This window comes from Parvibaculum sp., from assembly GCF_040882025.1.
GTDB lineage: Bacteria > Pseudomonadota > Alphaproteobacteria > Parvibaculales > Parvibaculaceae > Parvibaculum.
The window spans coordinates 28704-50274 of record NZ_JBBECC010000208.1 but is presented as its reverse complement, the minus strand read 5'-3'; the positions used below and the strand labels follow the sequence as shown (position 1 = coordinate 50274).

The window sequence follows — 21571 nt, the reverse complement described above, 5'->3', positions numbered from 1 at the left end:
AGCGTCGGCGCGTGCGCGTCTTTCCAGTCCATCGCCTGCTCTCTCCTCTTGCGCGGCAAGACTAAAGCATGATCCGATCGAAAAGAATCGGATCATGCTTTCGATTTTTATTTTGTCGCATTTTCTGCGGTCAACCGGCGTCCACTTGACCGGAAAATGCTCCAGGAGCGCGAGGCTCAGGCTGCAAATTTCAAGGAGGCGGAGATGACGGAGAAGCTGACGGGAAAAGCCCGCGAGAAAGCGCTCACGGGCCTCAAGGGCTGGACGAAAGTAAAGGGCCGCGACGCCATCGAGAAGACCTACAAGTTCAGGAATTTCAACGAGGCCTTCGGCTTCATGACGCGCGTGGCGCTCGTCGCCGAGAAGATGGACCACCATCCCGAATGGGCGAATGTCTATAACCGCCTCGACGTGATCCTGACGACGCATGACGCGGGCGGGCTGAGCGAGAAGGATGTGAAGCTCGCAACGCTGATGGACAAATGGGCCGGCAAGGCCGGGACGGTGGCGAAGAAATAGGGGAGCACCGATCATGCCCGCACCCGCTTCCGGCCGGCCGCGCGTCGTCATTCTGGGCGCGGGCTTCGGCGGACTGATGGCGGCGAAAAGCCTTGGCCGCGCGCCTGTCGACGTGACGCTGATCGACCGGCAGAACTACCATCTTTTCCAGCCGCTGCTCTATCAGGTCGCGACCGCCACGCTGTCGCCGGCCGACATCGCGGTGCCGATCCGTTCGACCTTTCGCGACCAGAAGAACACACGCGTGCTTCTGGGCGAGGTGGAGACCGTCGACCGCGCGGCGCGCGCCGTCGTGCTCGCCGACGGGCGCCACGTCCCTTACGACTATCTGCTGGTCGCGACCGGCGCGCGACATGCCTATTTCGGGCATGACGAATGGGAGCCCTTCGCACCCGGCCTGAAGAAGATCGACGATGCGACCGAAATCCGCCGGCGCATTCTGCTTGCCTTCGAGAAGGCCGAGACGGAAACCGATCCGGAGGCGCGCCGCAACCTCCTCACCTTCGTCATCGTCGGCGGCGGCCCGACCGGCGTCGAAATGGCCGGCGCGATCATCGAGCTCGCGCGCAAGACGCTGGTGAGCGACTTCCGCCATATCGATCCGTCATCGGCGCGCGTGCTGCTGATCGAGGCGGGCCCGCGCCTGCTCCCCGCCTTTGCCGAAACCCTCTCCGCCTTCGCGCAAGCCTCGCTCACCCGCAAGGGCGTCGAGGTGAAGCTCGGCGAGGCGGTCACGCGCTGCAGCGCCGCCGGCGTCGAAATGGGCGAGACGTCGATCGGCGCGCGCACGATCATATGGGCGGCCGGCGTCGAAGCCTCGCCCGCGGCGAAATGGCTCGGCGTCGCGGGCGACCGCGCCGGGCGCGTCGCCGTGACGGATCGCCTGACGCTGCCCGGCGACGACCATGTTCTGGCGATCGGCGATACCGCCGCCGTGACATGGCGGGACGGCGGTCTCGTGCCCGGCATCGCGCCGGCGGCCAAGCAGATGGGCGCCTATGCGGCAAAAGCGATCCGTACGCGCATCAAGGGCGGCGAGCCCGCGCCCTTCCGCTACCGTCATCAGGGAAATCTCGCCACCATCGGCCGCACAAGCGCCATCGTGGATTTCGGCCGGATACGGATAAAGGGTTTCCTCGCCTGGTTCATCTGGGGCGCGGCGCATATCTATTTCCTGATCGGCTTCCGCAACCGGCTGATCGTGATGCTGCACTGGATCTGGGCCTATGTGACGCTGCGGCAGGGCGTGCGGCTGATTACGGGCTCGACGGAGCTGCCGTGAAGCTGGGGTCGGTGGAAGGGTTCGCGTTCTTCATTTTCATCGTCATTGCGAGGAGCGAAAGCATTGGCCGAACTTGATGAATCATAAAACCAAAAGAAAACCGTCATGGCCCGATTTATTCGGGCCATCCACGTCTTTGCGGCAACCAAAAGAAGAAGAAAGACGTGGATGACCCGCCACCTTGATTATAAAGGAGGGCCGGGTCATGACGTGTTGTATATATTGGCCTCAATGATTCAGCGTTTCATACAGATCATCCCAGTCGGGATTAAACTCGTGGATCAAGCGCACTTTCCATGCACGCGGCCATTTCTTGATGCGCGTTTCGCGCGCTATCGCACTTTCGATTTCTTCGTGGCGTTCCATGTAGACAAGGCGCTTGAGGCCATAGCGTTTTGTGAAGCCCGGATACATGGCCTCGCGATGTTCCCACGCGCGGCGTCCAATGTCGGAGGTGACGCCGACATAGAGAGTGCCGTCACGCTTGTTCGTGACGATGTAGACCCAGCCGCCTTTCATCGGAATATTTTGCGGGAATGGATGATGTCCGCATAGTCAAAAGAAGGAAGAAAGAAAGACGTGGATGGCCCGGACAAGCCGGGCCATGACGGTTTTGAGTTTGTTCTGTTTAATGAATCCGTGTCCCTCCCAACAAAAAGCCCCGGTGTTTCCACCGGGGCTTTCGCATTTGTTCGGGCGTTGGGTTTGGCGCGGCGCCATGCGGCCCCAGCCGCGCGTCAGCGCGGCGCCATGCGGATCGCGCCGTCGAGGCGGACGGTTTCGCCATTGAAGTAGCCGTTGCGGATCATCTCGCAGGCGAGCGAGGCATATTCGTCCGGGTTGCCGAGACGGGCCGGGAACGGCACCTGCGCGCCCAAGGCCTGACGCACCTTCTCCGGTGCGCCGGCGAGAAGCGGCGTGTCGAAAATGCCGGGCAAAATTGTGTTGACGCGGATGCCTTCGCGGGAAAGATCGCGCGCGATCGGCAGCGTCATGCCGACGACGCCGGCCTTCGAAGCGGAGTACGCCGCCTGACCGATCTGGCCGTCCTGCGCGGCAACCGAGCCGGTGTTGACGATGGCGCCACGGTCGCCGTCCGAAAGCGGATCGAGCGTCAGCATGCCGGCCGCCGACTTCGCGATGCAGCGGAAAGTGCCGACGAGATTGATCTGGATGATGAGGTTGAACTTGTCGAGCGGGAAGTGTTCGGGCTTGCCCGTCTCCTTGTTGCGCGACGCGGTCTTGACCGCGTTGCCGGTGCCGGCGCAGTTGACGAGGATGCGCTCCTGGCCGATGGCGGCGCGGACCTTCTCGAAGCCGGCATCGACACTCGCTTCGTCGGTGACGTTCACTTTCGCGAAGACGCCGCCCAGTTCCTTCGCCAGCGCCTCGCCCTTGTCTTCCTGCAGATCGAAAATGCCGATCTTCACGCCTTCTTTCGCCAGACGCCGCGCGGTGGCCGCGCCGAGGCCCGAAGCGCCGCCGGTGATGATGGCGCTGATGCCGGAATCGAGTTTCATGGGTCGTCTCCTTGATGAACCGTCTTCTGGGACGCGAATGCTCCAGCGCCCGATTGGCGCCGGTTTTACAAATTTGCGGCCGCGCTTGCGAGCCAAAAATCCCCAAAAAGTCCTGAAACAGCGGCAGTTGCGCCGCGCCCCGCCCTGACGCTACGTCGCCGCCGCTTGCAAGGGGACCGGCGAGCGCCCATCTTTTGCCGGGAGGCGAGGGCACGAAACAGCGGAAACGGCCATGGCGACATCGCAAGGACAAACGGAAACGGGCGCCGCCCTCGATCCGGCTCATCAATTGCCGGCCGTGATCGCCCGCAACGAAAAAACCGTGCGCGACGGCTTCTGGCGGAAAATGGCGCGCTTTGCCGGCCGCGTCCCCTTTGCCGAGGAAGCGGCCGCCGCCTGGTTCTGCGCCCGCGACCCGAAGACGCCCGTTCGCGTCAAGGCGACGCTGCTGGCGGCCCTGGCCTATTTCGTGACGCCGGTCGATTTCATTCCCGATGTCGTCGCCGCTTTCGGCTTCACCGACGACGCCGCCGTGCTGATGGCCGCGATCGGCCTCGTCTCGAGCCACATCCTGCCGCGGCATCGCAAAGCCGCGCGCGCGGCGTTCAATCTTCCGCCGGCGGAGGAAGCGAAGGACTGAGGGGTTTAGACTGTCGCGGTCGTCTGTCCTCAACCTTTAATCGTCACGGCCCGGCCCTCCTTTGTAATCAAGGTGGCGGGCCGTCCACGTCTTTCTTGCTTCTTTTCAGCTTTTCCATGACGCCAAGACGTGGATGGCCCGAATAAATCGGGCCATGACGATCGTGGGTTGTGAAAAATGCAACACCCCTGCAACCGAGTCTGCTTGACCAACCGGCGATGGCGCCGTGTGAAGACCGGCCAAATCACATCGCCCAGACGCCCGACGCGTTGGAGCGGTAGCCGAGTGCTGTATAGGTTGCGTCGACCAGCGCCTGGCCGCGGCTGTTGAGGAGAATGCCTGAGCCCATGCGGTTCATGTTGTAGCCGAAGCTCATGGCGCATGAGGGATCGGCGAAGCCGAGCGAGCCACCCATGCCGACATGGCCGAAGGCGGCATCCGACATGATGCAGCTCGAATTCGGTTCGTCCTTCAGCTTGCGATTGTCCATCGACTTCATGAAGCCGAGCGCGAAACGCGTCGGGATGAGGAGCGTCGCATCCTCATGCGTACCCATGGCGACGCGGCTCATGCGGGCAAGCGTGTCGGCGCCGACGAGTTTGCCGCCGCCATTGGCGAGCGGCTGATACATGCCCGCCAGGCCGCGGCCATTGGTGATGCCGTTGGCCGAACCCATTTCGGACGCATGGGCCTCGCGCGAATTGAAATTGGCATTGCCGCTGTTCAGCAGAAAGAGATGCGCGGGGCTTGCCGGATCGGTGAGGAGCGCTTGCGTGAATTTCGAATTGGCGGCCGCGGGATCGGGCTCGGCGAAGATCATCGGCGCGATGCGCGGTTCGGTCGCTTCGGGCGTGCCGATGGTGAAGTCGAGGCCGAGCGGCTTTGCGACCTCATCGGCGAAGAAGCGGCCGAGGCGCTTGCCCGCCGCGCGGTGCACCAGCTCGCCGACCGTCCAGGCGAAGGTGACGCCGTGATAGCCGTTGCGGATGCCGGGCTTCCAGAACGGTTCTTCGTCCTCGAGGAGTTTCACCATGTAATCGTAATCGTAATAGCCGCCATCTTTCAGCGGCGTGCGCAGATGCGGCTGGCCGGCCGAATGGTCGAGCATCATCGAGACGGTGGTCTCTTCCTTGCCGTTCTTCGCATATTCGGGCCAGTATTGGCCGACCTTCGCGTCGAGATCGAGCTTGCCCCGGTCGGCCAGCATATGCGCGCACAAGGCGGTGGCGCCCTTGGTGCAGGAAAAGACGATGGAGACGGTATCCCTGTCCCAGGCCTCGCCCTCCGGCGCCTTCTTCCCGCCCCAGATGTCGACGACGGTTTTGCCTTCGAGCGTGATCGCGACATTGGCGCCGACCTCGCCGCGCGTTTCGCAATTCTCGATAAAGGCATCGACGACCGGCTTGAATTTCGCGTCGAAGCTGCCTTCGACCTTGCCGGCCCTTGTCTCTCTTGAAAGCGTCTCGGCCATATGGGCCCCCTGTTTCTTGCTGTTTGTCGTGAAATCTATCTGGTCGAGCGCAGGCCCCCGTAACCGGCCTCGATCAGCACCGGCCGGATCGCGGCGGTCAGGGCGGCATAGCCCTTGTCGTTGAGCGTCAGCCCGTCCCAGCGATGGAAGCCGCGGCGGATATTGCCGGCCGCGTCGAGCATGGCCGCGCTCGCATCGATGTAATGCATGTCGCGTTGCGTGGCGATGAAATCGGCGACGAGCGCATTGGCGCGATGGGCGCCGTACCAGCGTTCCTGGCGCGCCGGCTGCGGCCGGAGCGAGACGAACCAGATCGGCGCCCGGCTGCCTTCGGCCCGGAGCGACAGCACCAGCGTGCGGAAATCGTCGAGCACGTCTTCGGGCCGCCGGCCATAGACATCGGCGAGATCGGCCTCGCCCGCCATCACGATAATGGCGCGCGGGTGATAGGGCAGGATGATGCGCGACATGTAATGCGTGACATGGGCGATCTGCGCGCCACCGAAACCGCGCTGGATGACGGGCACCGGCGCCATGTCGGCAGCAAGCTGCGGCCAGAGCCGGACGTCGCGCCCGCCGACAAAAAGGACGGCGCCCGGCGGCGGCGGGTTGGAGACGTCGCGGCGCTCGAAAGCCGCGATCTCGCCTTCCCAATAGGCCGGATCGCCGGACGCCAGCAGCACATGGATCAGAAAGGCGAAAAGCGCCAGCACGACAAGGCCGAACGCCGCGCCGAGCGCCGCCACCCCGCGCCTCATGCGCGCGTCTCCATCAGCCGCCGTCCCATGCTGGAAGCCCCCTCAAGCGGCGGCGCTCATCGCGCCGGCACCAGAACGATCTTGCCCTTGACCTTGCGCGCGGCCATGTCGTTGAGCGCTTCGGCCGCTTCCTCGAACTTGTACTGCCGCGACACATGGGGCTTGAGCTTGCCGGCCTTGAACCAGGCGATCAGCTCTTTCAGGTTTTCCTGATGCCGCTTCGGCTCGCGGCCCGTGAAGGCGCCCCAGAAAACGCCGACGATCTGGCAGCCCTTGAGGAGCGCCAGATTGAGCGGGATTTTCGGGATCGGGCCGGCGGCAAAGCCGACGACCAGAAAGCGCCCTTCCCAGTTGGTGGCGCGAAGGGCTGCTTCCGAATAATCGCCGCCGACGGGGTCATAGACGACATCGGCACCCTGGCCGCCGGTCAGCGCCTTGATCTGGTCGGTCAGCGCCTTTTGCTGGTCGCGGTCGAGCGCGCCCGTCGGATAGAGGATCGTCTCGTCGGCGCCGTGATCGCGGCAGACTTGCAGCTTGTCTTCGGACGAGGCCGCCGCGATGACGCGCGCGCCCATCGCCTTGCCGAGCTCGACGGCGGCAAGCCCGACGCCGCCCGCGGCCCCGAGCACCAGCAGCGTTTCGCCCGGCTTGATGTGGGCGCGGTCTTTCAGCGCGTGATGCGAGGTGCCGTAGGTCATCAGGAAGGCGGACGCGGTCACGAAATCCATCTCGTCGGGGATCGGCGTGACGCGGGCCTCGTCGAGCGCAATCTCCTCGGCAAAACCGCCCCAGCCGCACGACCCGATGACGCGGTCGCCGACTTTCACCTTGGTGACGCCCTCGCCCACCTTGATCACCTTGCCCGCGACCTCGCCGCCCGGCGAGAAGGGCAGTGGCGGCTTGAACTGGTACTTGTTCTCGATGATCAGCACGTCGGGGAAATTGACGGCCGCCGCATGAACCTCGAGCAGCACCTCGCCCTTTTTGGGCTGAGGGCTCGGCACCTCCTCGATGACGAGGCTTTCGGGCGGGCCATATTCCTTGCACAGCACGGCTTTCATGGTCGTCTCCCCCTGATTTGGCGTTGTATGGGCGTTTTCTGGAAATATCGCTGCCTCTCCCTTAGCACGACGAGGCCCGCATTCGCCAGATTGACGCCATGGCACCGCCCTTCCGCCCGCCGCCGCCATGCTTCCGCCACAAGAATCGGGGAATTTTCCGCCCGGCCGCCAATCCCCGCCGGCCGGAATTTGCCGTGTTTCCGGGCTGTCCGTCTGGAAATCGGGCTTATGGGCCGTTATGGTCAGGCGGCCGCGACCCCGGACAACAAGAGAAAGCCAACGAGTTGAAGATCATGCCAAGACGCCAGCGCCCGTCCGCGAGCTTCGCCCGCGCCACGACCCTTGCCCTGTCGGCCCTCCTGCTGACGGCAGTCACATCGGGCATCGCGGCCGCACAGGAAGCGCCGAAGCTGCTCGGCAAGTATGACGACTGGTCGGCCTACAGCTATGGCGCCGGCGGCGACCGCATGTGCTACGCGATGAGCGCCCCCACCCGGATGCTGCCGGCTGGCGCCAATCGTGGCGATGTCTATTTCATGGTGACGCACCGCCCGGGCCGCAACACGAAGAACGAAATCAGCATGCGCGCCGGCTATGCCTTCAAACCGACGAGCCGCCCCTTCGCCACCATCGGCGCGGACAAGTTCCAGATGTTCAACGGCGTCAAGGAAGGCGGCGAGCACCAGTACTGGGCCTGGCTCGAAACCCCGTCCGAGGAAGGCAAGATGGTGCAGGCCCTGAAGGCCGGAAGCTCGATGGAAATCAAGGGCACCTCCTCACGCGACACGCTGACCACCGACACCTATTCGCTGAAGGGCTCCTCGGCCGCGCTGAAGAAGATCGACGAGACCTGCAAATAGGCGGACAAACGCCGGATTCCTGCGGAAAACGGGGGCCATTGGCCCCCGTCATGCCGTCTGTGATATGAAGCGGCCATGACGCGCCTCGACATCGCCCATGACAAGACCAACGACACGCGGACACCTGCGAAGGCGGCGGTTGCGCGGACGTGCCTTGTCGGGCTGACGCGGCCGCAGCTCGCCGAGGCGCTCAGGGATTTCGGCCTGCCCGACAGTCAGCTGCGGATGCGCGCCGGGCAGATCTGGAACGGCATCTACAATCGCGGGCTGACGAACTTCGACGGCATGACGACGCTGTCGAAGGAACTGCGCGGCAAGCTCAACGCGGCTTTCGACCTGTCGCGGCTCGAAATCATCACCGAACAGAAATCGGTCGACGGCACGCGCAAATGGCTGCTGCGGCTTCCCGCCGACCGGCCGGGCGTGCCGGGCCCCGAAATCGAAACCGTCTATATCCCCGAAGAGGGCCGCGGCACGCTCTGCGTCTCCTCCCAGGTCGGCTGCACGCTGACCTGCAGCTTCTGCCACACCGGCACGCAGAAGCTCGTTCGGAATCTCACCGCCGGCGAAATCGTCGGCCAGATATTGATTGCGCGCGACGCGCTGGGCGAATGGCCGGATGGCGGGCGCAACTCCGAGGATCGCCTCATCACCAACATCGTGCTGATGGGTATGGGCGAGCCGCTCTACAATTTCGAGAACGTGCGCGACGCGCTGGAAGTCGTCTCGGACGGCGAAGGCCTGTCGCTGTCGAAGCGGCGCATCACGCTGTCGACGTCGGGCGTCGTGCCGATGATCGAAAAGGCGGGTGCCGAAATCGGCTGCATGCTGGCGATCTCGCTGCATGCCGTAAACGACGAGACGCGCAACAGACTGGTGCCCTTGAACAAGAAATATCCGATCAAGGAATTGCTGGAAGCCTGCCGCAACTATCCCGGCGTCTCCAACGCGCGCCGCATCACCTTCGAATATGTGATGCTGAAAGGCGTCAACGATTCGCTCGAAGATGCCAAGGCGCTGGTGCGGCTGCTGAAGCACATTCCGGCCAAGATCAACCTGATCCCCTTCAACCCCTGGCCGGGCTCGCCTTACGAATGCTCCGACTGGGAGACGATCGAGAAATTCGCCGACGTCGTGAACCGCGCGGGCTATGCGAGCCCTGTGCGCACGCCGCGCGGCCGCGACATCATGGCGGCCTGCGGGCAGTTGAAGAGCGAGACGGTGAAGGTGCGCGCAAGCGAGAGATTCAAAGAGGCGCGGGCGGAAGCAGGGGCCTGACGACGGAGAGAATTCCCATGCACGCCGCCATCTATCGCTGGCGCGTGGCGCCGGAAAACGAAGACGACTTCAGGCGCCGCTGGCACGACATTACCCTCGACATCATGCGCGATCATGGCGGCGGTGGCTCGCGGCTGCACCGGGCGGAAAACGGCGACTTCGTCGCCTATGCGCGCTGGCCTTCAAAGGAAGCGCGCGACAAGGCCTTCAGCGACTATTCGGCAAAGCATTCGACGCCGCAACGCGAAGGGCGCGCCGAACTCATCGAAGAGATCTGGCTCGAAATCGAGGACGACCTGCTGATCCCCGAAGCCGAGCTACCGGAACGTTTCAGGTAACTCAGGCCGCGCGCCGCGCGAATTGATCGGCCGCCGCGAAACTCGGCCGGGCGCGCATCACCTCGAGCCAGGCCGCGACCTTCGGTGCGGCTTCGATTGCCGACGCGCCCTCCGGCGTCATCGAAGCGAGATGAACATGCGGCAGCAGGAAGCAATCGGCGATGGAAAGCGTGTCGCCGGTGAGAAACGGGTGCGCTTCCAGATCGCGCGTGACGACACCGAGCTGCATCGCCATGTCCTTTGCGGCCTGGGCAACGCGCGCCTCGTCGGTCGTGCCGCCCTGCGCGGGCACCAGCAGCCGCTCCTTGGCGATGCCATTGGTCATGGTCGGGAAGATATAGGCGTTGACGAGGCTCGCCCAGCGCAGCGCTTGCGACTGGCCGCGCGGATCGGCAGGCTGGAGCGCCGGCCCGTCAAAAGCACGGTCGATGTAATGCGCAATGGCAAGCGTCTCGTAGATATAGACATCGCCATGCTGCAGCACCGGCGATTTGGCGAAGGGATTGAGCGCGCGATGCGAGGCGCTGCCGGGCTCGACCGGGTCGACCGACCAGGAGACGCCCTTCTCCGCCGCAACGAGCGACGCCGTCCAAAGATAGACGCTGACGGGCTGCGAGTGAAAAACGATCTCGGTCATCGGCAAACTCCCGCGGTGGCAATCGAACTCGACCCGACATCGGGACGGCGACCGCGTCATGCAACCCGCCGCAGCGCTTGGCCCCGAACGCATTCCGGAATTGGTCCTCAGCGCCGCGCCCAGTCGAGCGCCGCTTCGAGCCTGTCATTGCCCCAGAAAAGTTCCTCGCCGACGACGAAGGAGGGCGCACCAAAAATGCCTTTCGCGATGGCCGAGGCCGTCTGCGTCTTCAGGCGGTCCTTGTTGGCGGGTTCGTTCGAACGTACGAGGAGCGCCGCCGCATCGAGACCGAGCGCGGCGAGAATTCCGGTGAGCACCGCCTCGTCCGAAATATCCTTTTGCTCCGCAAAATTCGCGAGATAGACGCGGCGCGTGAACGCCGGCCCCCAAGCCTCGTCCTGCCCGAGAAGCGCGAGGCGCGCCGCCTTCAAGCCGTTCTGCGGGAAACGCGCGAGCGGTGTCTTCAACGTCAGCCCCGTGGCCGCGCAAATGCGCGCCATGTCGCGCCACATATACTTGCCCTTGGCCGGATAGATGTTGAAGGGGCTGTCGTTCCAGCCCTGCGCGCCGAAGATCGGCCCGAGCAGGAACGGCCGCCAGACGAGATCGACTCCCGCCTCGGCCGCCGCCCGCTCGACACGCATTGCCGCAGGATATGAATAAGTGCTCGCAAACTCGTACCAGAACTCGACCTTCATGACGTCCTCGTGATTTGGATTGCGCGATGGTGCCCCGGCCGGCGACCGCCGCCTAGGGCCAATTCGCGCAAGACATGCTGCGGAGCCTAGACCCGGGTTTCCGTATCGAGCTTCAGCACTTCCGCGATCTCGCGGATGAAGGCGATGTCTTCCACGAAGGCATGAATATGGTCGTTGCGGCGAAGATCGCGCCAGGGCGAGGGCTGCGCGAAATAGCCTCGCCGGCCGTCGATGACGAGGAGCAGTTCGTCGCCATCGAAGGCTGCCTGCATCGGCCCGCCGCTCACGTCGGAAAGCCGGACGAGCCGTTCCATGAAAGCCGGCGTGAGGAGATAGCGAGCCTCCACCTGGTCGCCGGAAAAGACCTCGAAACGCTCTTCGAAGCGCGGGTCTTCGAGCCGCACGCGCTCAGCCCCGGCGCCTGCATGGCCGAGCGCATTGAACAGCCCGCGGTCGCCGAGAATATAGGTACGGCCGGAAAACCGCTTCGGAAAGCGGTAGCGCGCGACAAGGCCGCGAAAGACGAGATCGTAATCGTCGCGCTTGTCGCGCCGGACTTTCTTTTCAAGAAAGGCTTCGGCGAGTTCGAAGGGCACACCATCCACATCTCCGCGCACGTGATCCTCAAGCGAGACGCGGTCGTGACCGGGAAGAAGATGGCAACGGTCGAAGGGGAGGAGAAAGCCTTCCGGCGGCGCCGGCGCATATTCGTAGCCGAAATGACCGAAGACCTTCGCGGAGAGTTCCTCGGCGAAGTTTCGTCCCCATGTGAGGACCGATGTGAGGAGCAACGCGCCGACGATCATCACCGCGACACTCGCGAAGAGCGCGAAGCCGCGCATATCTTCATCCGCGATCATTTGCGAGGAAGCGCCGAAAGCGGCAAGGCCAAGACCAATCACCGGCAGGGCGCGCCACAGCGCGCGGCGAAGGACGAGCTTCCGCTCGGCTTCCTTTTCGTCGATCCAGGGCGCGATTTCGCGCGCAAAGAATTTCTCGAAGCCAGCATCCGGCTCCGGCGTCATGACAGCCTCACGCCATCAGCTTGTTGACGTCGACCGGCTCGCGCATGGCCGGGTCTTCGACCTCGTAGAACGGGAAGCTCTGCACATTGGCGATGTTGGCGATGATCGAACCCGGGAAAATCTCGACCGCATTGTTGAGGCGCGTGACCGCCGAATTGTAGAAGCGCCGCGCCGCCGCGATGTTGCCTTCGACTTCCTCGAAGCTGTGCTGGGCCGTCGTGATCGTTTCGGCGGAGCGAAGCTCGGGATAGTTCTCGGCCACCGCGAAGAGCCGCATCATGCCCGCCTCGAGCTTCTTCGAGGCGTCGAGATGCGCGCCGGCCGCGGCCGGATCGTCCTTCGCATAAGGCGCCTCGACCTGCGCCCTGAGGGCCGTCAACTCGCTGAGCAGCGCCTTTTCATGCGTCATGAATTTCTGCGCCAGCGCCACGATATTGGGCAGGAGGTCGAAACGTTTCCTGAGCTGGACGTCGATCGAACCCATCGCCTCGCGCACCTCGTTGCGCCGCGTGATGAGGCTTGCGTACCAGATATAGCCGCCCGCAAGCAGGAACCCCAGCAGGACGAGAAAGGCGACCGATGAATCCATGATACTCCCCCGAAATGGCCTCTTGCCGCCGATTATGACAGGCAAATCGCGTCCCGTCCCCCCTTGCCGGTGGCGGGACGGAAGCAGACGGCGACCTCCGCCCTCAGCCAGGAGCGATCCCCGCCGCGCGTTCGACGAATGACCAGATTTCTTTCTGCGCCTGGGCGAGCGGTGTGGGCGGCTTCGCCGCAAGCGCATGGCTGACACCGGCCGTGACGCCGCCAAGGATCATCGCAACCAGGAGGCCGGGATCGCAGGACTTGTCGATCTCGCCTGCCTTCTGCGCCTCGGCGATATTCCGCGCGCCGAGCAGGTTGAGCCGGCGGCGGCGCTCGGCCTCCTCCACCGCGAAGGCAGGGTCGGCACGCACCACATCGACGACGAGACGCGCCACCGGATCTTCATACATGAGGCGCACGAATTCATGCGTACGCGCCCGCTCGCGCTCCCGCCAGCTCGCGCCTTCGTAAGGCACCGCCAGCACGGCCTCATCGAGCCGCTCGTAGAAATCTTTCACCACGGCGTTGAGAAGTCCCGATTTGCTGCCGAAATGATAATAGGCGAGCCCTTCGGACACGCCCGCCCGTTTCGCGACTTCCACCATTTCCAGATCGCCCGCGCCGTCGAGCAGCCTGTCGCGCGCGGCATCGATGATGAGGCGGCGTGCCTCGCGCGGCGATCGCCGTTTCCGCGACGTCGGAGCGTTCACGAAAGCCCGCTTTCTTCGAGCACCCGCTTCGGATGCATCCCGTTCGCCATGCCCATGAAGGGGGGATAGATGCTGTAGCCGAGCATTCGCCGCATATCCTCCGAAACGCTCTGCGCGGTCTCTTTCGAAAGCGAAAGAAAATAGTTCTCCTGCGTTCGAAGCCAGGGCTCGCAATATTGGCAGGTGACCGCAAGACGCGGCGCCGCGGAACGGTTCGCCCCGCCACCATGCCAGAGCGTACCGGGATAGAAGACGACCGATCCCGCCGGCATCACGGCCTTGATCTGCCTGTCGCCCGCGCCGGGCATGCGCCCGTCCGGCCATGTGTGGCTGCCGGGCACGACGACGGTCGCACCGTTCTCCTCGGTAAAATCGTCGATGGCCCAGACCGTCGCCGCGCCGAGCGGCGGGCGCGGACGCGGCACGCGGTAGAAGCCGTCATCGGAATGAAGATACTGGGCCTCCTCGCCGGGCATGATGTTGATCGCCTGACATTGCGAGAGAAGATAGTTCGGCAGGAACAGGCGATCGAGCAGCGCCAGCACGCGGGGATGCTCGATCAGCCGGTCGGTCGCGCGGGTCTTTTCCGGCACCGCATAGAGGCGCTGTGTGCTGTGTCCCTCGAAGGCATTGCGCCCGGTGTGACCGAGGAGCGGCAGCAGCGCCGCCTTGATCGCCGCGATCTCCTCTTCGCTCAGCAGCGATTCGATGACGAGGTAGCCGTCTTCTTCGAGCTGTCGCATGTCCCGCGCAAGCTGCTCGGGGTCGACCTTCGCCGCCGCCTCACTGCGGCTTGCCTTGTAGGTCCCGGCAAGGTCGCTCCCCAGCGCTGCCAGTGTTTCGACCTCCGGAAAGAGCTTCCCATCGGACATGTCCGTCTCCTTATTGAGTTAAACTCAATATAACGAACGCCTCTCCCCCGATCAAGGAAATTGCTTCCGCGCCCTCGGTCCGCCCGCAATCCATCCATTGTGTCACCCCGGCTTTTCCCTATAGTGCGCCGCAAAATCGACCCTTCATAAGGTGACGCAATGAGCGCCGACAAATCCGTCAAGAAGGTGGTGCTGGCCTATTCGGGCGGGCTCGACACCTCGGTCATCCTGAAATGGCTGCAGGAAACCTATGGCTGCGAGGTGGTGACCTTCACCGCCGATCTCGGCCAGGGCGAGGAGCTGGAGCCGGCGCGCAAGAAGGCCGAGATGTTCGGCGTCAAGGAAATCTACATCGAGGATTTGCGCGAGGAATTCGTCCGCGATTTCGTTTTTCCGATGTTCCGCGCCAACGCGGTTTATGAGGGTGTCTATCTGCTCGGCACCTCGATCGCCCGGCCGCTGATCGCCAAACGCCAGATCGAGATCGCGCGCGAAACCGGCGCGGACGCGGTCTGCCACGGCTCGACCGGCAAGGGCAACGATCAGGTCCGTTTCGAGCTCGGCTATGCCGCTCTCAACCCCGAAATCAAGATCATCGCGCCCTGGCGCGAATGGGACCTGACCTCGCGCACGAGGCTCATCGAATTCGCCGAGAAGCACCAGATCCCGATTGCGAAGGACAAGCGCGGCGAAGCGCCCTTCTCGGTCGATGCGAACCTGCTGCACATTTCCGCGGAAGGCAAAGTTCTGGAAGATCCGGCCGAGGAAGCGCCGGAATATGTCTATAGCCGCAGTGTCCGACCCGAGGACGCCCCCGACACGCCGACCTATATCGAAGTCGGCTTCGAGAAGGGCGACGCGGTTTCCATCGACGGCGTAAAGATGAGCCCGGCCACGCTGCTGACGAAGCTGAACGAGTTCGGCGGCGCAAACGGCATCGGAAGGCTCGACCTCGTCGAAAACCGTTTTGTCGGCATGAAGTCGCGCGGCATCTACGAGACGCCGGGCGGCACCGTGTTGCTTGCCGCCCATCGCGGTATCGAATCGATCACGCTCGACCGCGGCGCGGCTCATCTGAAGGACGAGCTGATGCCGCGCTATGCGGAGCTGATCTATAACGGCTTCTGGTGGAGCCCCGAGCGCGAGATGCTGCAGGCGCTGATCGACAAGAGCCAGGAAATGGTGACGGGCAGCGTGCGCCTGAAACTCTACAAGGGCTCCGTCGCGGTCGTCGGGCGTTCGTCGCCCTACTCGCTCTATTCGATGGCGCATGTGACCTTCGAGGAAGATGCCGGCGCCTACGACCAGAAGGACGCGGCAGGCTTCATCAGGCTTAACGCACTCAGGTTGCGTCTGCTCGCCGCGCGCAACAAACGGACCGAAAAGTAAATGCGTATCGACGCCATCCCCATCGGCAAGAACCCGCCCGACGACATCAACGTCATCGTCGAGGTGCCGCATGGCGGCCATCCGGTGAAATACGAGATGGACAAGGAATCGGGCACGCTCTTCGTCGATCGCTTTATGCATACGGCGATGCAGTATCCCTGCAATTACGGCTTTGTGCCGCATACGCTGTCGGACGACGGCGACCCCGTCGACGTGCTGGTGGTGAGCCGCATTCCGGTGGTGCCGGGCGCCGTCATCCGTTCGCGCCCGATCGGCGTTTTGATGATGCATGACGAGGCCGGACAGGACGAAAAAATCCTCGCCGTGCCCGTCGAACAGCTCAATCCTTACTACAAGAATGTCCAGAGCTACACCGACATGCCGGACATTCTGATAAAGCGCATCACGCACTTCTTCGAGCACTACAAGGATCTCGAGGAAGGCAAATGGGTAAAGGTCGACGGCTGGAAAGACGCGGATGTCGCACGCGGCCTCATCATGAAAGCGATCGAGGCGGGGAAGAACGCCGGCTAGACGTCACCCGTCCACCGACAGCGCCAGCGTCCGGCTGATTTCGGTCAACGAACGACCGCTTTCCTTGCGCCATTGCGTGAAAGCCGCCTGCACCGCATCCATGGCCTTGCGCGAGGTGGGCGCCTTGTCGACGACACCTGCTTGCACGAGCGCGGCGACGACGGAGGGCGACATGACCCAGCTGTCGACGCCCATCTGACGCAGGAAAAACTGTGCCGAAGCGCCGGAAAGCCGGTTGCCGCGTTTCTTCAGGATTTCGAGCAAGCCTGCAAATTGTTCCGGTTTCGAGCCGGCAAAGAAGGCGCCCGCCGAACCGTACTCCTTCGCCAGTTCGACGATGAAACGCGCATTGTCGCGCGTCGCCATGATTTTCTGCCCGTTGCGCACGATACGGGCATCGCTGGCGAGGCGGCCAATCTTCTCGTCAGTGTAGAAGGCGACGCGGTGCGGATCGAAGCCGTCAAAGGCCTCCTCGAAGCCGGGCCATTTGTTCTCGATGATCTTCCACACGAAACCGGCCTGAAAGACGGCCTTGGTCATGCCGGCAAGCCAGCGATCGTCGGAAATCCTTTTGAGCGCTGCAGTGCCTTTCGGCCTGGAAAGGTTCGCTTCCACCGCTTTGGCGCCGCCATGGCGCCTAGCCGCGCGGGCAAAAATCTTCTCGAATTTTTCCATGATGCGAGCCTCCCGTGCCAAAGCCTATCCCGGCCTCAGGGCAGCCGCCACGCGCCATCGATACCGAGTACATGGCCGGCGATATCCTGAGCAAGACGCGCGCCGCTTTCGGCATTGGTCAGGACGACGACACCGGCGCGCCGCGACGGATCGATCACCATCAGGCTTTTCGAACCCACATTGGAGCCCCATTGCCAGACGGTGAGGCTCGTCGCCGTTTCGCGCGTGCCGAAACCGAGGCCCCAGCCGACGACGGCGCCGTCGCGCGTGCCGATCTCGACGCGCTCCGAAACCATGCGGGCGCGCCATTCCGGCCCAATCACCGCGCCATTGATGAAGCCCGCCATGAAGAGCCCGAGATCGTGAGCGCTCGAGCGCAAGGACGCGGCCGCGTTGAGATCGTCGCCGTCGCGCATCGGCCCCGGCACCTGCCAGAACATGAAAATCAGGCTGGCGGCGAAGGCAATACCGGTCATCGCCGGATCGAGACCGTGCCGCCGCGCGCGGCCGCGCGACACCACCCGGTCGCTGCGGCCCTGATCGAGAACCACCCGAAGATACTGCAGCGAAAACGCGACGACGATGAGCGCCGCGAGCCAGACGAGCAGATAGCCAAGGCTGAAGAACAGGGCCCAGAACCCATATGTCACGAAGACAAGGCCGCCCGCCAGCAAGGGCGACAGCACGATCGCCGGCAGAAACTCGACCGGCCGGACACGCAACCGTTCAAATCCGAAGCGAACGATCAGCAGTGTCGCAAATGCAAGGATCGCGAAAAAACAGAGCGTCGGCCCGACAAGAGCGACGATCGGCATCCAGAGCGGCACATGCGGCCGCGCCACCGTGTCGACCAGCGCATCCGGTATCGCAAAGCCCGAGGAATGCATGCCGAGCGGCGTGAAAACACGCGCGCGCATCAGCCGGTCGAATCCCGTTTCCTCGATTCCGGCCATCGCATCGGCGAGATACATGTAGCCGAGGCCCGAATAGGAAAATTGCGAACCGGGTTCGAAGCTGGTGCTGCGCGAGCCGAAACGCAGATTGTTGGAAAGGCCCGACCGGTGCGACAGCAAGTGGCGCGGTGTCACCGTCTCACGGTCGCGAGCATTCTTGAGCCAGGGCACGCCGAAGGCCTCGGCCAGAGGCGCATCGAGAAAAATCTTCCGCTCCCGCGCCAGCAGCATCGCGCCGAAGGCAACGACGGGCTTGCCGAGCGAGGCGGCTTCGAAAAGCGTGTGCTCGGTGACGGCGACGTCACCCCCGATATCGCCCACCCCGTAGCCGCGCTCGAAGACGAGCCTGCCATCGGTGACAACGGCGACCGAGACGCCGCGCACGTCGAGCTCCGTCATTCGCCGCTCGATCAGGAAATCGAGCGCGCGCTCCATCTCGTGTTCCGGCCAGCCGACCATGCCGCCGGCGATTTCGTGATCGACGGCGCGGGCGTCGCCGGAGGGCAACAAGGCGGCAAAAACAAGCAGCGCCGCGGCCAGCAGTGTCCAAGCGGATTGACGGTTGTCGGCCTTGTCGGCTAGGGATAAGACACCACGCCCAAGGGAGCGTTGATGTCTGTCGCCGGAGAAAAGCACGGCCGCTGAGACGGGGTTTCCTTCTCGGACGAGCCATTTGAAAAGACGGGCCGCCGCCAGCGCAGCGCGATTGCCTGCGCCCGCCGCGCCGCTTGTCTCGCTTTGGCTTTTCTCCAGGTATCTTCCAATGAACGTCTCGAAGTTCGAGCAGCGCACGCTCCATGCACTGGCGCGTGGCGGTACGATCCGCGTCGAAAAAGATGAAAAGGGAAAAATCCGCACCGTCATCTGCGTCACACGCGAGGGCTGGGTTTTGAGCGACTGCTCATTGGCAACCTTCCGCCGTTTGCGCAGACGTGGCCTGATCGCCTCGCGCGACGGCAGCCCGTATCGCATCACGCGTGACGGTCTTCATGCGGTCCGGGCACAGCTCGACAACCGGTAGCGATGACACGGGGAGCGGCATCACTGCATGTCCTCCCCGTCGATCGGCATGCGCGGCATCTGGAAGTTCAGGCGCAGCGCATCGATGCGCTTGACGAGATCGGGTTCGATCGGTCCACGGGCGACCGCATCGACGATGCTTTTGAGTTCGCTGCGGTTCTTGACGCCGAGCACCAGCGTGTCGACACCCGACATTGCCAGCGCGTAGCGATGGGCGACGATGGCCGGGTCCTCGCCGATGTCGCGGCAAAGCGCGCGGAAGGGCGCAGCCCTGGCATAATCCCGCATCTCGGGTTCGCTATCGTCCATCTTGCGGTCGATGGCGGAAGTCAGGGCACCCGCCTGCACGGCGCGGATGCCCATCACGCCGACATCGTTGTTCTTCGCAGTGCGGATGATATTGCGCGGTTCGGCCGGCTCCTCGTAGCGGCGCATGCCGCCGGGTGAATCGAGCAGGTTGGTGACCGCCTGAACGACGGCCGGCCGCGGCCCATCGCGAAGCACATCCATGATCGCGCGCGGCAAACCCGTGCCGGTGACGCCCCAGGCGCCGATCAGCCCTTGCGCTTTCAGCTTCTCGAAGGTCGGCACGACGATATCGGCAAACTGCGTCCGCGTGACTACTCCATGCTGCGCGAAATCGGGATCGCGTTCATAGACATATCCCTCGGGCGCGATGTTGGAGTGAAGCAGAAAGATATCGGCCTGCTCGCGTTTCATCGTGGCGAGGCTGCGCGCGAGCGACGTTTCGAGCCGCGCCCCGACATCGGGAAAGTGACGCTGCCCGATCATGCATTTGGTCGTGACGCGGAGGCCGTCAGGCCATTTACCGTCGAAGGCCGCGCCCATGACCGCTTCGGCCTCGCCGCGCCCGTAAAGCGGCGCCATATCGAAAAGCGTTATGCCGGCATTGGCCGCCGCGCGCACCGTGGCGACCGCTTCGTCGCGTGTCGTCTCCCCCCATATCTGGCCGAGGCCACCGCCACCCAGCGTCAGCGCGCTGACCGGCCACAGGGCTCCGAGTTGGCGTATTTCCATGGACGTTCCTCAGAAATCTTCCGGCAGAGCGATGCCCTGCTGGCGGCAGGCAGCGATGACGGTGTTGCGAAGCAGGCAGGCAACGGTCATAAGCCCGACACCGCCCGGCACCGGCGTGATGGCGCCCGCGACCTCGACCGCTTCGTCGAAAGCGACATCACCGACAAGACGCGTCTTGCCTTCGCCTTTCTCCGGGGCGGGCACACGGTTGATGCCCACGTCGATGACGATGGCGCCGGGCTTCACCCAATCGCCGCGCACCATGCCGGGACGGCCGACAGCGGCGACGAGAATGTCTGCTTGCCGCGCAATCGACGGGAGATCGCGCGAGCGGCTATGCGCGATGGTGACGGTGCAGTTTTCCTTCAGCAGCAATTGCGCGACGGGTTTGCCGACAAGATTGGAACGGCCGATGATGACGGCATGCTTGCCGGCGAGATCGCCGCCCGCGCGCTTTGCCATGATGACGCAGCCTTCAGGCGTCGCCGGCACCATCGCGGGGAGACCGCTGGCAAGCCGTCCGGCATTCAGCGGATGAAGGCCATCCGCGTCCTTCGCAGGATCGATCGTGTCGATCACCGCCTGCTGACTGATGTGATCGGGCACCGGGAATTGGACGAGAAACCCGTGAACGGCGGGGTCGGCATTGAGCTCGCGCACCTTGGCGAGCACCGTCGCCTCGCTCGTATCGGCAGGCAATTTGTACTCGAAGGAATTCATGCCCGCTTCGAGCGTCGCTATGCCCTTGTTGCGGACATAAACTTCGCTGGCGGGGTCGTTGCCGACAAGAACGACGGCAAGGCCGGGCGTGAGATCATGCTCCTTCTTCAGCCGCGCGACTTCGACGGCAACGCGCGCGCGCAGTTCCGTTGCGATGATCTTGCCGTCGATGATGGTTGCGGTTCTGGTCATGAGGGCACCTCGATGTCTGGAAGGGGTGCCCAGGCGAACGGCGCTGAAGTCCCGCGCTCCACGGTGGTCATCTCCACCTCTTCTCGCCAGTCACGCGGGATAGCGGCACTATAGTGAGGACGCCCCCGCAAAGACAAGACCGCAGCTTGGTTCATCATGACGTCTTTTCGATATCGGCAAGCCAAGCGCCGAGATCGGCCATCAGCTTCGCCCTGTCGCCCGCAATCGTCACCACCTTGTTGCGGCCCGTCTCGCCGGCGGTGATCGAGAGCGCCGTGCGCGGCAACCGCCATGTTTTCGCGAGCAGTTTCACCACCGCCTCGTTGGCTCGGCCCTTTTCGGCAACAGCCGAAACACGCAGCTTGAGGAAGCTTCCACCATTGGCGTCACATACCAGCCCCTCGACCCTGTCACCGCCACCGCGCGGCGTGACGCGGAGCCGGACCGAGACACCGTCCTTGACCGCCTTCAATGCGCTCTCGCCGCTCAGTATCCGAGCCCGAGCCAGATCGGCAGGTCATAGACGATCAGATTGCGCAGGAAAAAGAGCAGCAGGATCAGAATGATCGGCGAGATGTCGATGCCGCCGAGATTGGGCAGCAGATTTCTTATCGGCCTGAGCGCCGGCTCCGTCAGCCGGTTGATCGTGTCGACCACCGTGAAGACGAAGCGGTTGTGGGTGTTGACGACGTTGAAGGCGACCAGCCAGCTCAGCACCACGCCGACCACGATGATCCAGACATAGATGGTGATGGCCGAGGCGATCAGGTTCAACAGGGCAATCATGGGGCCT

The 21571-nt window shown here is 63.8% G+C and carries 26 protein-coding genes and 1 riboswitch; of the genes, 9 read left to right on the top strand and 17 right to left on the bottom strand.

Translation table 11 applies throughout. The features are described from left to right. Positions 1-156: 156 nt before the first annotated feature. Together WEB61_RS16240 and WEB61_RS16235 are read left to right on the top strand one after the other, a co-directional pair. Entirely contained in the window at positions 157-519 is a 363-nt protein-coding gene (locus tag WEB61_RS16240) for a 4a-hydroxytetrahydrobiopterin dehydratase (protein ID WP_368065385.1), read from the top strand. 13 nt (positions 520-532) lie between these two features. After that, entirely contained in the window at positions 533-1801 is a 1269-nt protein-coding gene (locus WEB61_RS16235; RefSeq protein WP_368065384.1) for an NAD(P)/FAD-dependent oxidoreductase, read from the top strand. Positions 1802-2029: 228 nt separating this feature from the next. Here WEB61_RS16235 and WEB61_RS16230 read toward each other — a convergent pair whose 3' ends face one another. Beyond that, positions 2030-2320, bottom strand: a complete 291-nt coding sequence (locus tag WEB61_RS16230; RefSeq protein WP_368065383.1) for a GIY-YIG nuclease family protein — start codon at positions 2318-2320, stop codon at positions 2030-2032. Positions 2321-2538: 218 nt separating this feature from the next. Continuing rightward, positions 2539-3321 (bottom strand): SDR family NAD(P)-dependent oxidoreductase, encoded by a 783-nt coding sequence (locus tag WEB61_RS16225; RefSeq protein WP_368065382.1) that lies wholly within the window; start codon positions 3319-3321, stop codon positions 2539-2541. A gap of 232 nt (positions 3322-3553) precedes the next feature. Here WEB61_RS16225 and WEB61_RS16220 point away from each other — a divergent pair, with 232 nt between their 5' ends. Further along, complete coding sequence (locus WEB61_RS16220) at positions 3554-3961, top strand: YkvA family protein (RefSeq protein WP_368065381.1); 408 nt, start codon at positions 3554-3556, stop codon at positions 3959-3961. Between the two features lie 244 nt (positions 3962-4205). Here the strand turns inward: WEB61_RS16220 and WEB61_RS16215 are convergent, their stop codons facing one another. The 3 genes from WEB61_RS16215 to WEB61_RS16205 are packed head-to-tail and all read right to left on the bottom strand — an operon-like array spanning position 4206 to position 7251. Beyond that, a complete protein-coding gene (locus WEB61_RS16215; protein WP_368065380.1) occupies positions 4206-5432 on the bottom strand; it encodes a serine hydrolase domain-containing protein in 1227 nt (408 codons plus the stop codon). Positions 5433-5467: 35 nt separating this feature from the next. Then, positions 5468-6190 carry a GDSL-type esterase/lipase family protein gene (locus WEB61_RS16210; RefSeq protein ID WP_368065379.1) on the bottom strand — a complete coding sequence of 241 codons (723 nt, stop codon included), beginning with the start codon at positions 6188-6190 and terminating at the stop codon, positions 5468-5470. A gap of 56 nt (positions 6191-6246) precedes the next feature. Further along, positions 6247-7251: an NADPH:quinone oxidoreductase family protein gene (locus WEB61_RS16205; RefSeq protein WP_368065378.1), complete on the bottom strand. Its 1005-nt coding sequence runs from the start codon at positions 7249-7251 to the stop codon at positions 6247-6249. Between the two features lie 293 nt (positions 7252-7544). On the opposite strand from WEB61_RS16205, the gene WEB61_RS16200 reads away from it, so the two are divergent. The 3 genes from WEB61_RS16200 (at position 7545) to WEB61_RS16190 (ending at position 9727) form a co-directional block, all read left to right on the top strand. After that, positions 7545-8111, top strand: coding sequence for a hypothetical protein (locus WEB61_RS16200; RefSeq protein WP_368065377.1), 567 nt, complete (start codon positions 7545-7547; stop codon positions 8109-8111). 75 nt (positions 8112-8186) lie between these two features. After that, positions 8187-9389, top strand: coding sequence for a 23S rRNA (adenine(2503)-C(2))-methyltransferase RlmN (rlmN, locus tag WEB61_RS16195; RefSeq protein ID WP_368065376.1), 1203 nt, complete (start codon positions 8187-8189; stop codon positions 9387-9389). Positions 9390-9406: 17 nt separating this feature from the next. Beyond that, positions 9407-9727: a hypothetical protein gene (locus WEB61_RS16190; protein ID WP_368065375.1), complete on the top strand. Its 321-nt coding sequence runs from the start codon at positions 9407-9409 to the stop codon at positions 9725-9727. A gap of 1 nt (position 9728) precedes the next feature. Here the strand turns inward: WEB61_RS16190 and WEB61_RS16185 are convergent, their stop codons facing one another. From WEB61_RS16185 to WEB61_RS16160, 6 genes are all read right to left on the bottom strand, one after another. Beyond that, positions 9729-10364, bottom strand: coding sequence for a glutathione S-transferase family protein (locus WEB61_RS16185; RefSeq protein ID WP_368065374.1), 636 nt, complete (start codon positions 10362-10364; stop codon positions 9729-9731). Positions 10365-10471: 107 nt separating this feature from the next. Beyond that, on the bottom strand, positions 10472-11062 hold the full coding sequence (locus tag WEB61_RS16180; RefSeq protein WP_368065373.1) for a 2-hydroxychromene-2-carboxylate isomerase: 591 nt from the start codon (positions 11060-11062) through the stop codon (positions 10472-10474). 86 nt (positions 11063-11148) lie between these two features. After that, positions 11149-12087, bottom strand: a complete 939-nt coding sequence (locus WEB61_RS16175; RefSeq protein ID WP_368065372.1) for a DUF3137 domain-containing protein — start codon at positions 12085-12087, stop codon at positions 11149-11151. Between the two features lie 7 nt (positions 12088-12094). Then, positions 12095-12676 (bottom strand): LemA family protein, encoded by a 582-nt coding sequence (locus tag WEB61_RS16170; RefSeq protein ID WP_368065371.1) that lies wholly within the window; start codon positions 12674-12676, stop codon positions 12095-12097. 103 nt (positions 12677-12779) lie between these two features. Continuing rightward, positions 12780-13385, bottom strand: a complete 606-nt coding sequence (locus WEB61_RS16165; RefSeq protein ID WP_368065370.1) for a TetR/AcrR family transcriptional regulator — start codon at positions 13383-13385, stop codon at positions 12780-12782. Continuing rightward, positions 13382-14257, bottom strand: coding sequence for a phytanoyl-CoA dioxygenase family protein (locus tag WEB61_RS16160; RefSeq protein WP_368065369.1), 876 nt, complete (start codon positions 14255-14257; stop codon positions 13382-13384). Before WEB61_RS16160 ends, WEB61_RS16165 begins: the two co-directional genes overlap by 4 nt. Before the next feature lie 159 nt (positions 14258-14416). On the opposite strand from WEB61_RS16160, the gene WEB61_RS16155 reads away from it, so the two are divergent. Together WEB61_RS16155 and ppa are read left to right on the top strand one after the other, a co-directional pair. Further along, positions 14417-15646, top strand: coding sequence for an argininosuccinate synthase (locus WEB61_RS16155; RefSeq protein WP_368065368.1), 1230 nt, complete (start codon positions 14417-14419; stop codon positions 15644-15646). Beyond that, positions 15647-16180 carry an inorganic diphosphatase gene (gene ppa, locus WEB61_RS16150; RefSeq protein WP_368065367.1) on the top strand — a complete coding sequence of 178 codons (534 nt, stop codon included), beginning with the start codon at positions 15647-15649 and terminating at the stop codon, positions 16178-16180. Positions 16181-16183: 3 nt separating this feature from the next. Here the strand turns inward: ppa and WEB61_RS16145 are convergent, their stop codons facing one another. Together WEB61_RS16145 and WEB61_RS16140 are read right to left on the bottom strand one after the other, a co-directional pair. Further along, positions 16184-16855: a DNA-3-methyladenine glycosylase I gene (locus WEB61_RS16145; protein ID WP_368065366.1), complete on the bottom strand. Its 672-nt coding sequence runs from the start codon at positions 16853-16855 to the stop codon at positions 16184-16186. 35 nt (positions 16856-16890) lie between these two features. Then, complete coding sequence (locus WEB61_RS16140) at positions 16891-18444, bottom strand: serine hydrolase domain-containing protein (RefSeq protein WP_368065365.1); 1554 nt, start codon at positions 18442-18444, stop codon at positions 16891-16893. Between the two features lie 127 nt (positions 18445-18571). Between WEB61_RS16140 and WEB61_RS16135 the strand changes: the two genes are divergently transcribed. Continuing rightward, positions 18572-18829, top strand: a complete 258-nt coding sequence (locus WEB61_RS16135) for a YjhX family toxin (RefSeq protein ID WP_339833911.1) — start codon at positions 18572-18574, stop codon at positions 18827-18829. Positions 18830-18849: 20 nt separating this feature from the next. On the opposite strand, the gene WEB61_RS16130 is transcribed toward WEB61_RS16135, so the two are convergent. From WEB61_RS16130 to WEB61_RS16115, 4 genes are all read right to left on the bottom strand, one after another. Then, positions 18850-19866, bottom strand: a complete 1017-nt coding sequence (locus tag WEB61_RS16130) for an aldo/keto reductase (RefSeq protein WP_368065364.1) — start codon at positions 19864-19866, stop codon at positions 18850-18852. Between the two features lie 9 nt (positions 19867-19875). Further along, positions 19876-20778 carry a bifunctional methylenetetrahydrofolate dehydrogenase/methenyltetrahydrofolate cyclohydrolase FolD gene (gene folD / locus WEB61_RS16125; protein ID WP_368065363.1) on the bottom strand — a complete coding sequence of 301 codons (903 nt, stop codon included), beginning with the start codon at positions 20776-20778 and terminating at the stop codon, positions 19876-19878. Positions 20779-20798: 20 nt separating this feature from the next. Continuing rightward, positions 20799-20882: riboswitch (ZMP/ZTP riboswitch) on the bottom strand. 50 nt (positions 20883-20932) lie between these two features. Next, positions 20933-21250 carry a DUF167 family protein gene (locus WEB61_RS16120; RefSeq protein ID WP_368065362.1) on the bottom strand — a complete coding sequence of 106 codons (318 nt, stop codon included), beginning with the start codon at positions 21248-21250 and terminating at the stop codon, positions 20933-20935. Positions 21251-21264: 14 nt separating this feature from the next. Further along, positions 21265-21564, bottom strand: coding sequence for a YggT family protein (locus WEB61_RS16115; protein ID WP_368065361.1), 300 nt, complete (start codon positions 21562-21564; stop codon positions 21265-21267). Between the last annotated feature and the right edge of the window lie 7 nt (positions 21565-21571).

What these genes read in the sequence shown, in the direction of transcription:
- WEB61_RS16240 (WP_368065385.1), top strand. Translation starts at nt 157, where the DNA reads ATGCTCCAGGAGCGCGAGGCTCAGGCTGCAAATTTCAAGGAGGCGGAG.
- WEB61_RS16235 (WP_368065384.1), top strand. Translation starts at nt 533, where the DNA reads ATGCCCGCACCCGCTTCCGGCCGGCCGCGCGTCGTCATTCTGGGCGCG.
- WEB61_RS16230 (WP_368065383.1), bottom strand. Translation starts at nt 2,320, where the DNA reads ATGAAAGGCGGCTGGGTCTACATCGTCACGAACAAGCGTGACGGCACT.
- WEB61_RS16225 (WP_368065382.1), bottom strand. Translation starts at nt 3,321, where the DNA reads ATGAAACTCGATTCCGGCATCAGCGCCATCATCACCGGCGGCGCTTCG.
- WEB61_RS16220 (WP_368065381.1), top strand. Translation starts at nt 3,554, where the DNA reads ATGGCGACATCGCAAGGACAAACGGAAACGGGCGCCGCCCTCGATCCG.
- WEB61_RS16215 (WP_368065380.1), bottom strand. Translation starts at nt 5,432, where the DNA reads ATGGCCGAGACGCTTTCAAGAGAGACAAGGGCCGGCAAGGTCGAAGGC.
- WEB61_RS16210 (WP_368065379.1), bottom strand. Translation starts at nt 6,190, where the DNA reads ATGAGGCGCGGGGTGGCGGCGCTCGGCGCGGCGTTCGGCCTTGTCGTG.
- WEB61_RS16205 (WP_368065378.1), bottom strand. Translation starts at nt 7,251, where the DNA reads ATGAAAGCCGTGCTGTGCAAGGAATATGGCCCGCCCGAAAGCCTCGTC.
- WEB61_RS16200 (WP_368065377.1), top strand. Translation starts at nt 7,545, where the DNA reads ATGCCAAGACGCCAGCGCCCGTCCGCGAGCTTCGCCCGCGCCACGACC.
- rlmN (WP_368065376.1), top strand. Translation starts at nt 8,187, where the DNA reads ATGACGCGCCTCGACATCGCCCATGACAAGACCAACGACACGCGGACA.
- WEB61_RS16190 (WP_368065375.1), top strand. Translation starts at nt 9,407, where the DNA reads ATGCACGCCGCCATCTATCGCTGGCGCGTGGCGCCGGAAAACGAAGAC.
- WEB61_RS16185 (WP_368065374.1), bottom strand. Translation starts at nt 10,364, where the DNA reads ATGACCGAGATCGTTTTTCACTCGCAGCCCGTCAGCGTCTATCTTTGG.
- WEB61_RS16180 (WP_368065373.1), bottom strand. Translation starts at nt 11,062, where the DNA reads ATGAAGGTCGAGTTCTGGTACGAGTTTGCGAGCACTTATTCATATCCT.
- WEB61_RS16175 (WP_368065372.1), bottom strand. Translation starts at nt 12,087, where the DNA reads ATGACGCCGGAGCCGGATGCTGGCTTCGAGAAATTCTTTGCGCGCGAA.
- WEB61_RS16170 (WP_368065371.1), bottom strand. Translation starts at nt 12,676, where the DNA reads ATGGATTCATCGGTCGCCTTTCTCGTCCTGCTGGGGTTCCTGCTTGCG.
- WEB61_RS16160 (WP_368065369.1), bottom strand. Translation starts at nt 14,257, where the DNA reads ATGTCCGATGGGAAGCTCTTTCCGGAGGTCGAAACACTGGCAGCGCTG.
- WEB61_RS16155 (WP_368065368.1), top strand. Translation starts at nt 14,417, where the DNA reads ATGAGCGCCGACAAATCCGTCAAGAAGGTGGTGCTGGCCTATTCGGGC.
- ppa (WP_368065367.1), top strand. Translation starts at nt 15,647, where the DNA reads ATGCGTATCGACGCCATCCCCATCGGCAAGAACCCGCCCGACGACATC.
- WEB61_RS16145 (WP_368065366.1), bottom strand. Translation starts at nt 16,855, where the DNA reads ATGGAAAAATTCGAGAAGATTTTTGCCCGCGCGGCTAGGCGCCATGGC.
- WEB61_RS16135 (WP_339833911.1), top strand. Translation starts at nt 18,572, where the DNA reads ATGAACGTCTCGAAGTTCGAGCAGCGCACGCTCCATGCACTGGCGCGT.
- WEB61_RS16130 (WP_368065364.1), bottom strand. Translation starts at nt 19,866, where the DNA reads ATGGAAATACGCCAACTCGGAGCCCTGTGGCCGGTCAGCGCGCTGACG.
- folD (WP_368065363.1), bottom strand. Translation starts at nt 20,778, where the DNA reads ATGACCAGAACCGCAACCATCATCGACGGCAAGATCATCGCAACGGAA.
- WEB61_RS16115 (WP_368065361.1), bottom strand. Translation starts at nt 21,564, where the DNA reads ATGATTGCCCTGTTGAACCTGATCGCCTCGGCCATCACCATCTATGTC.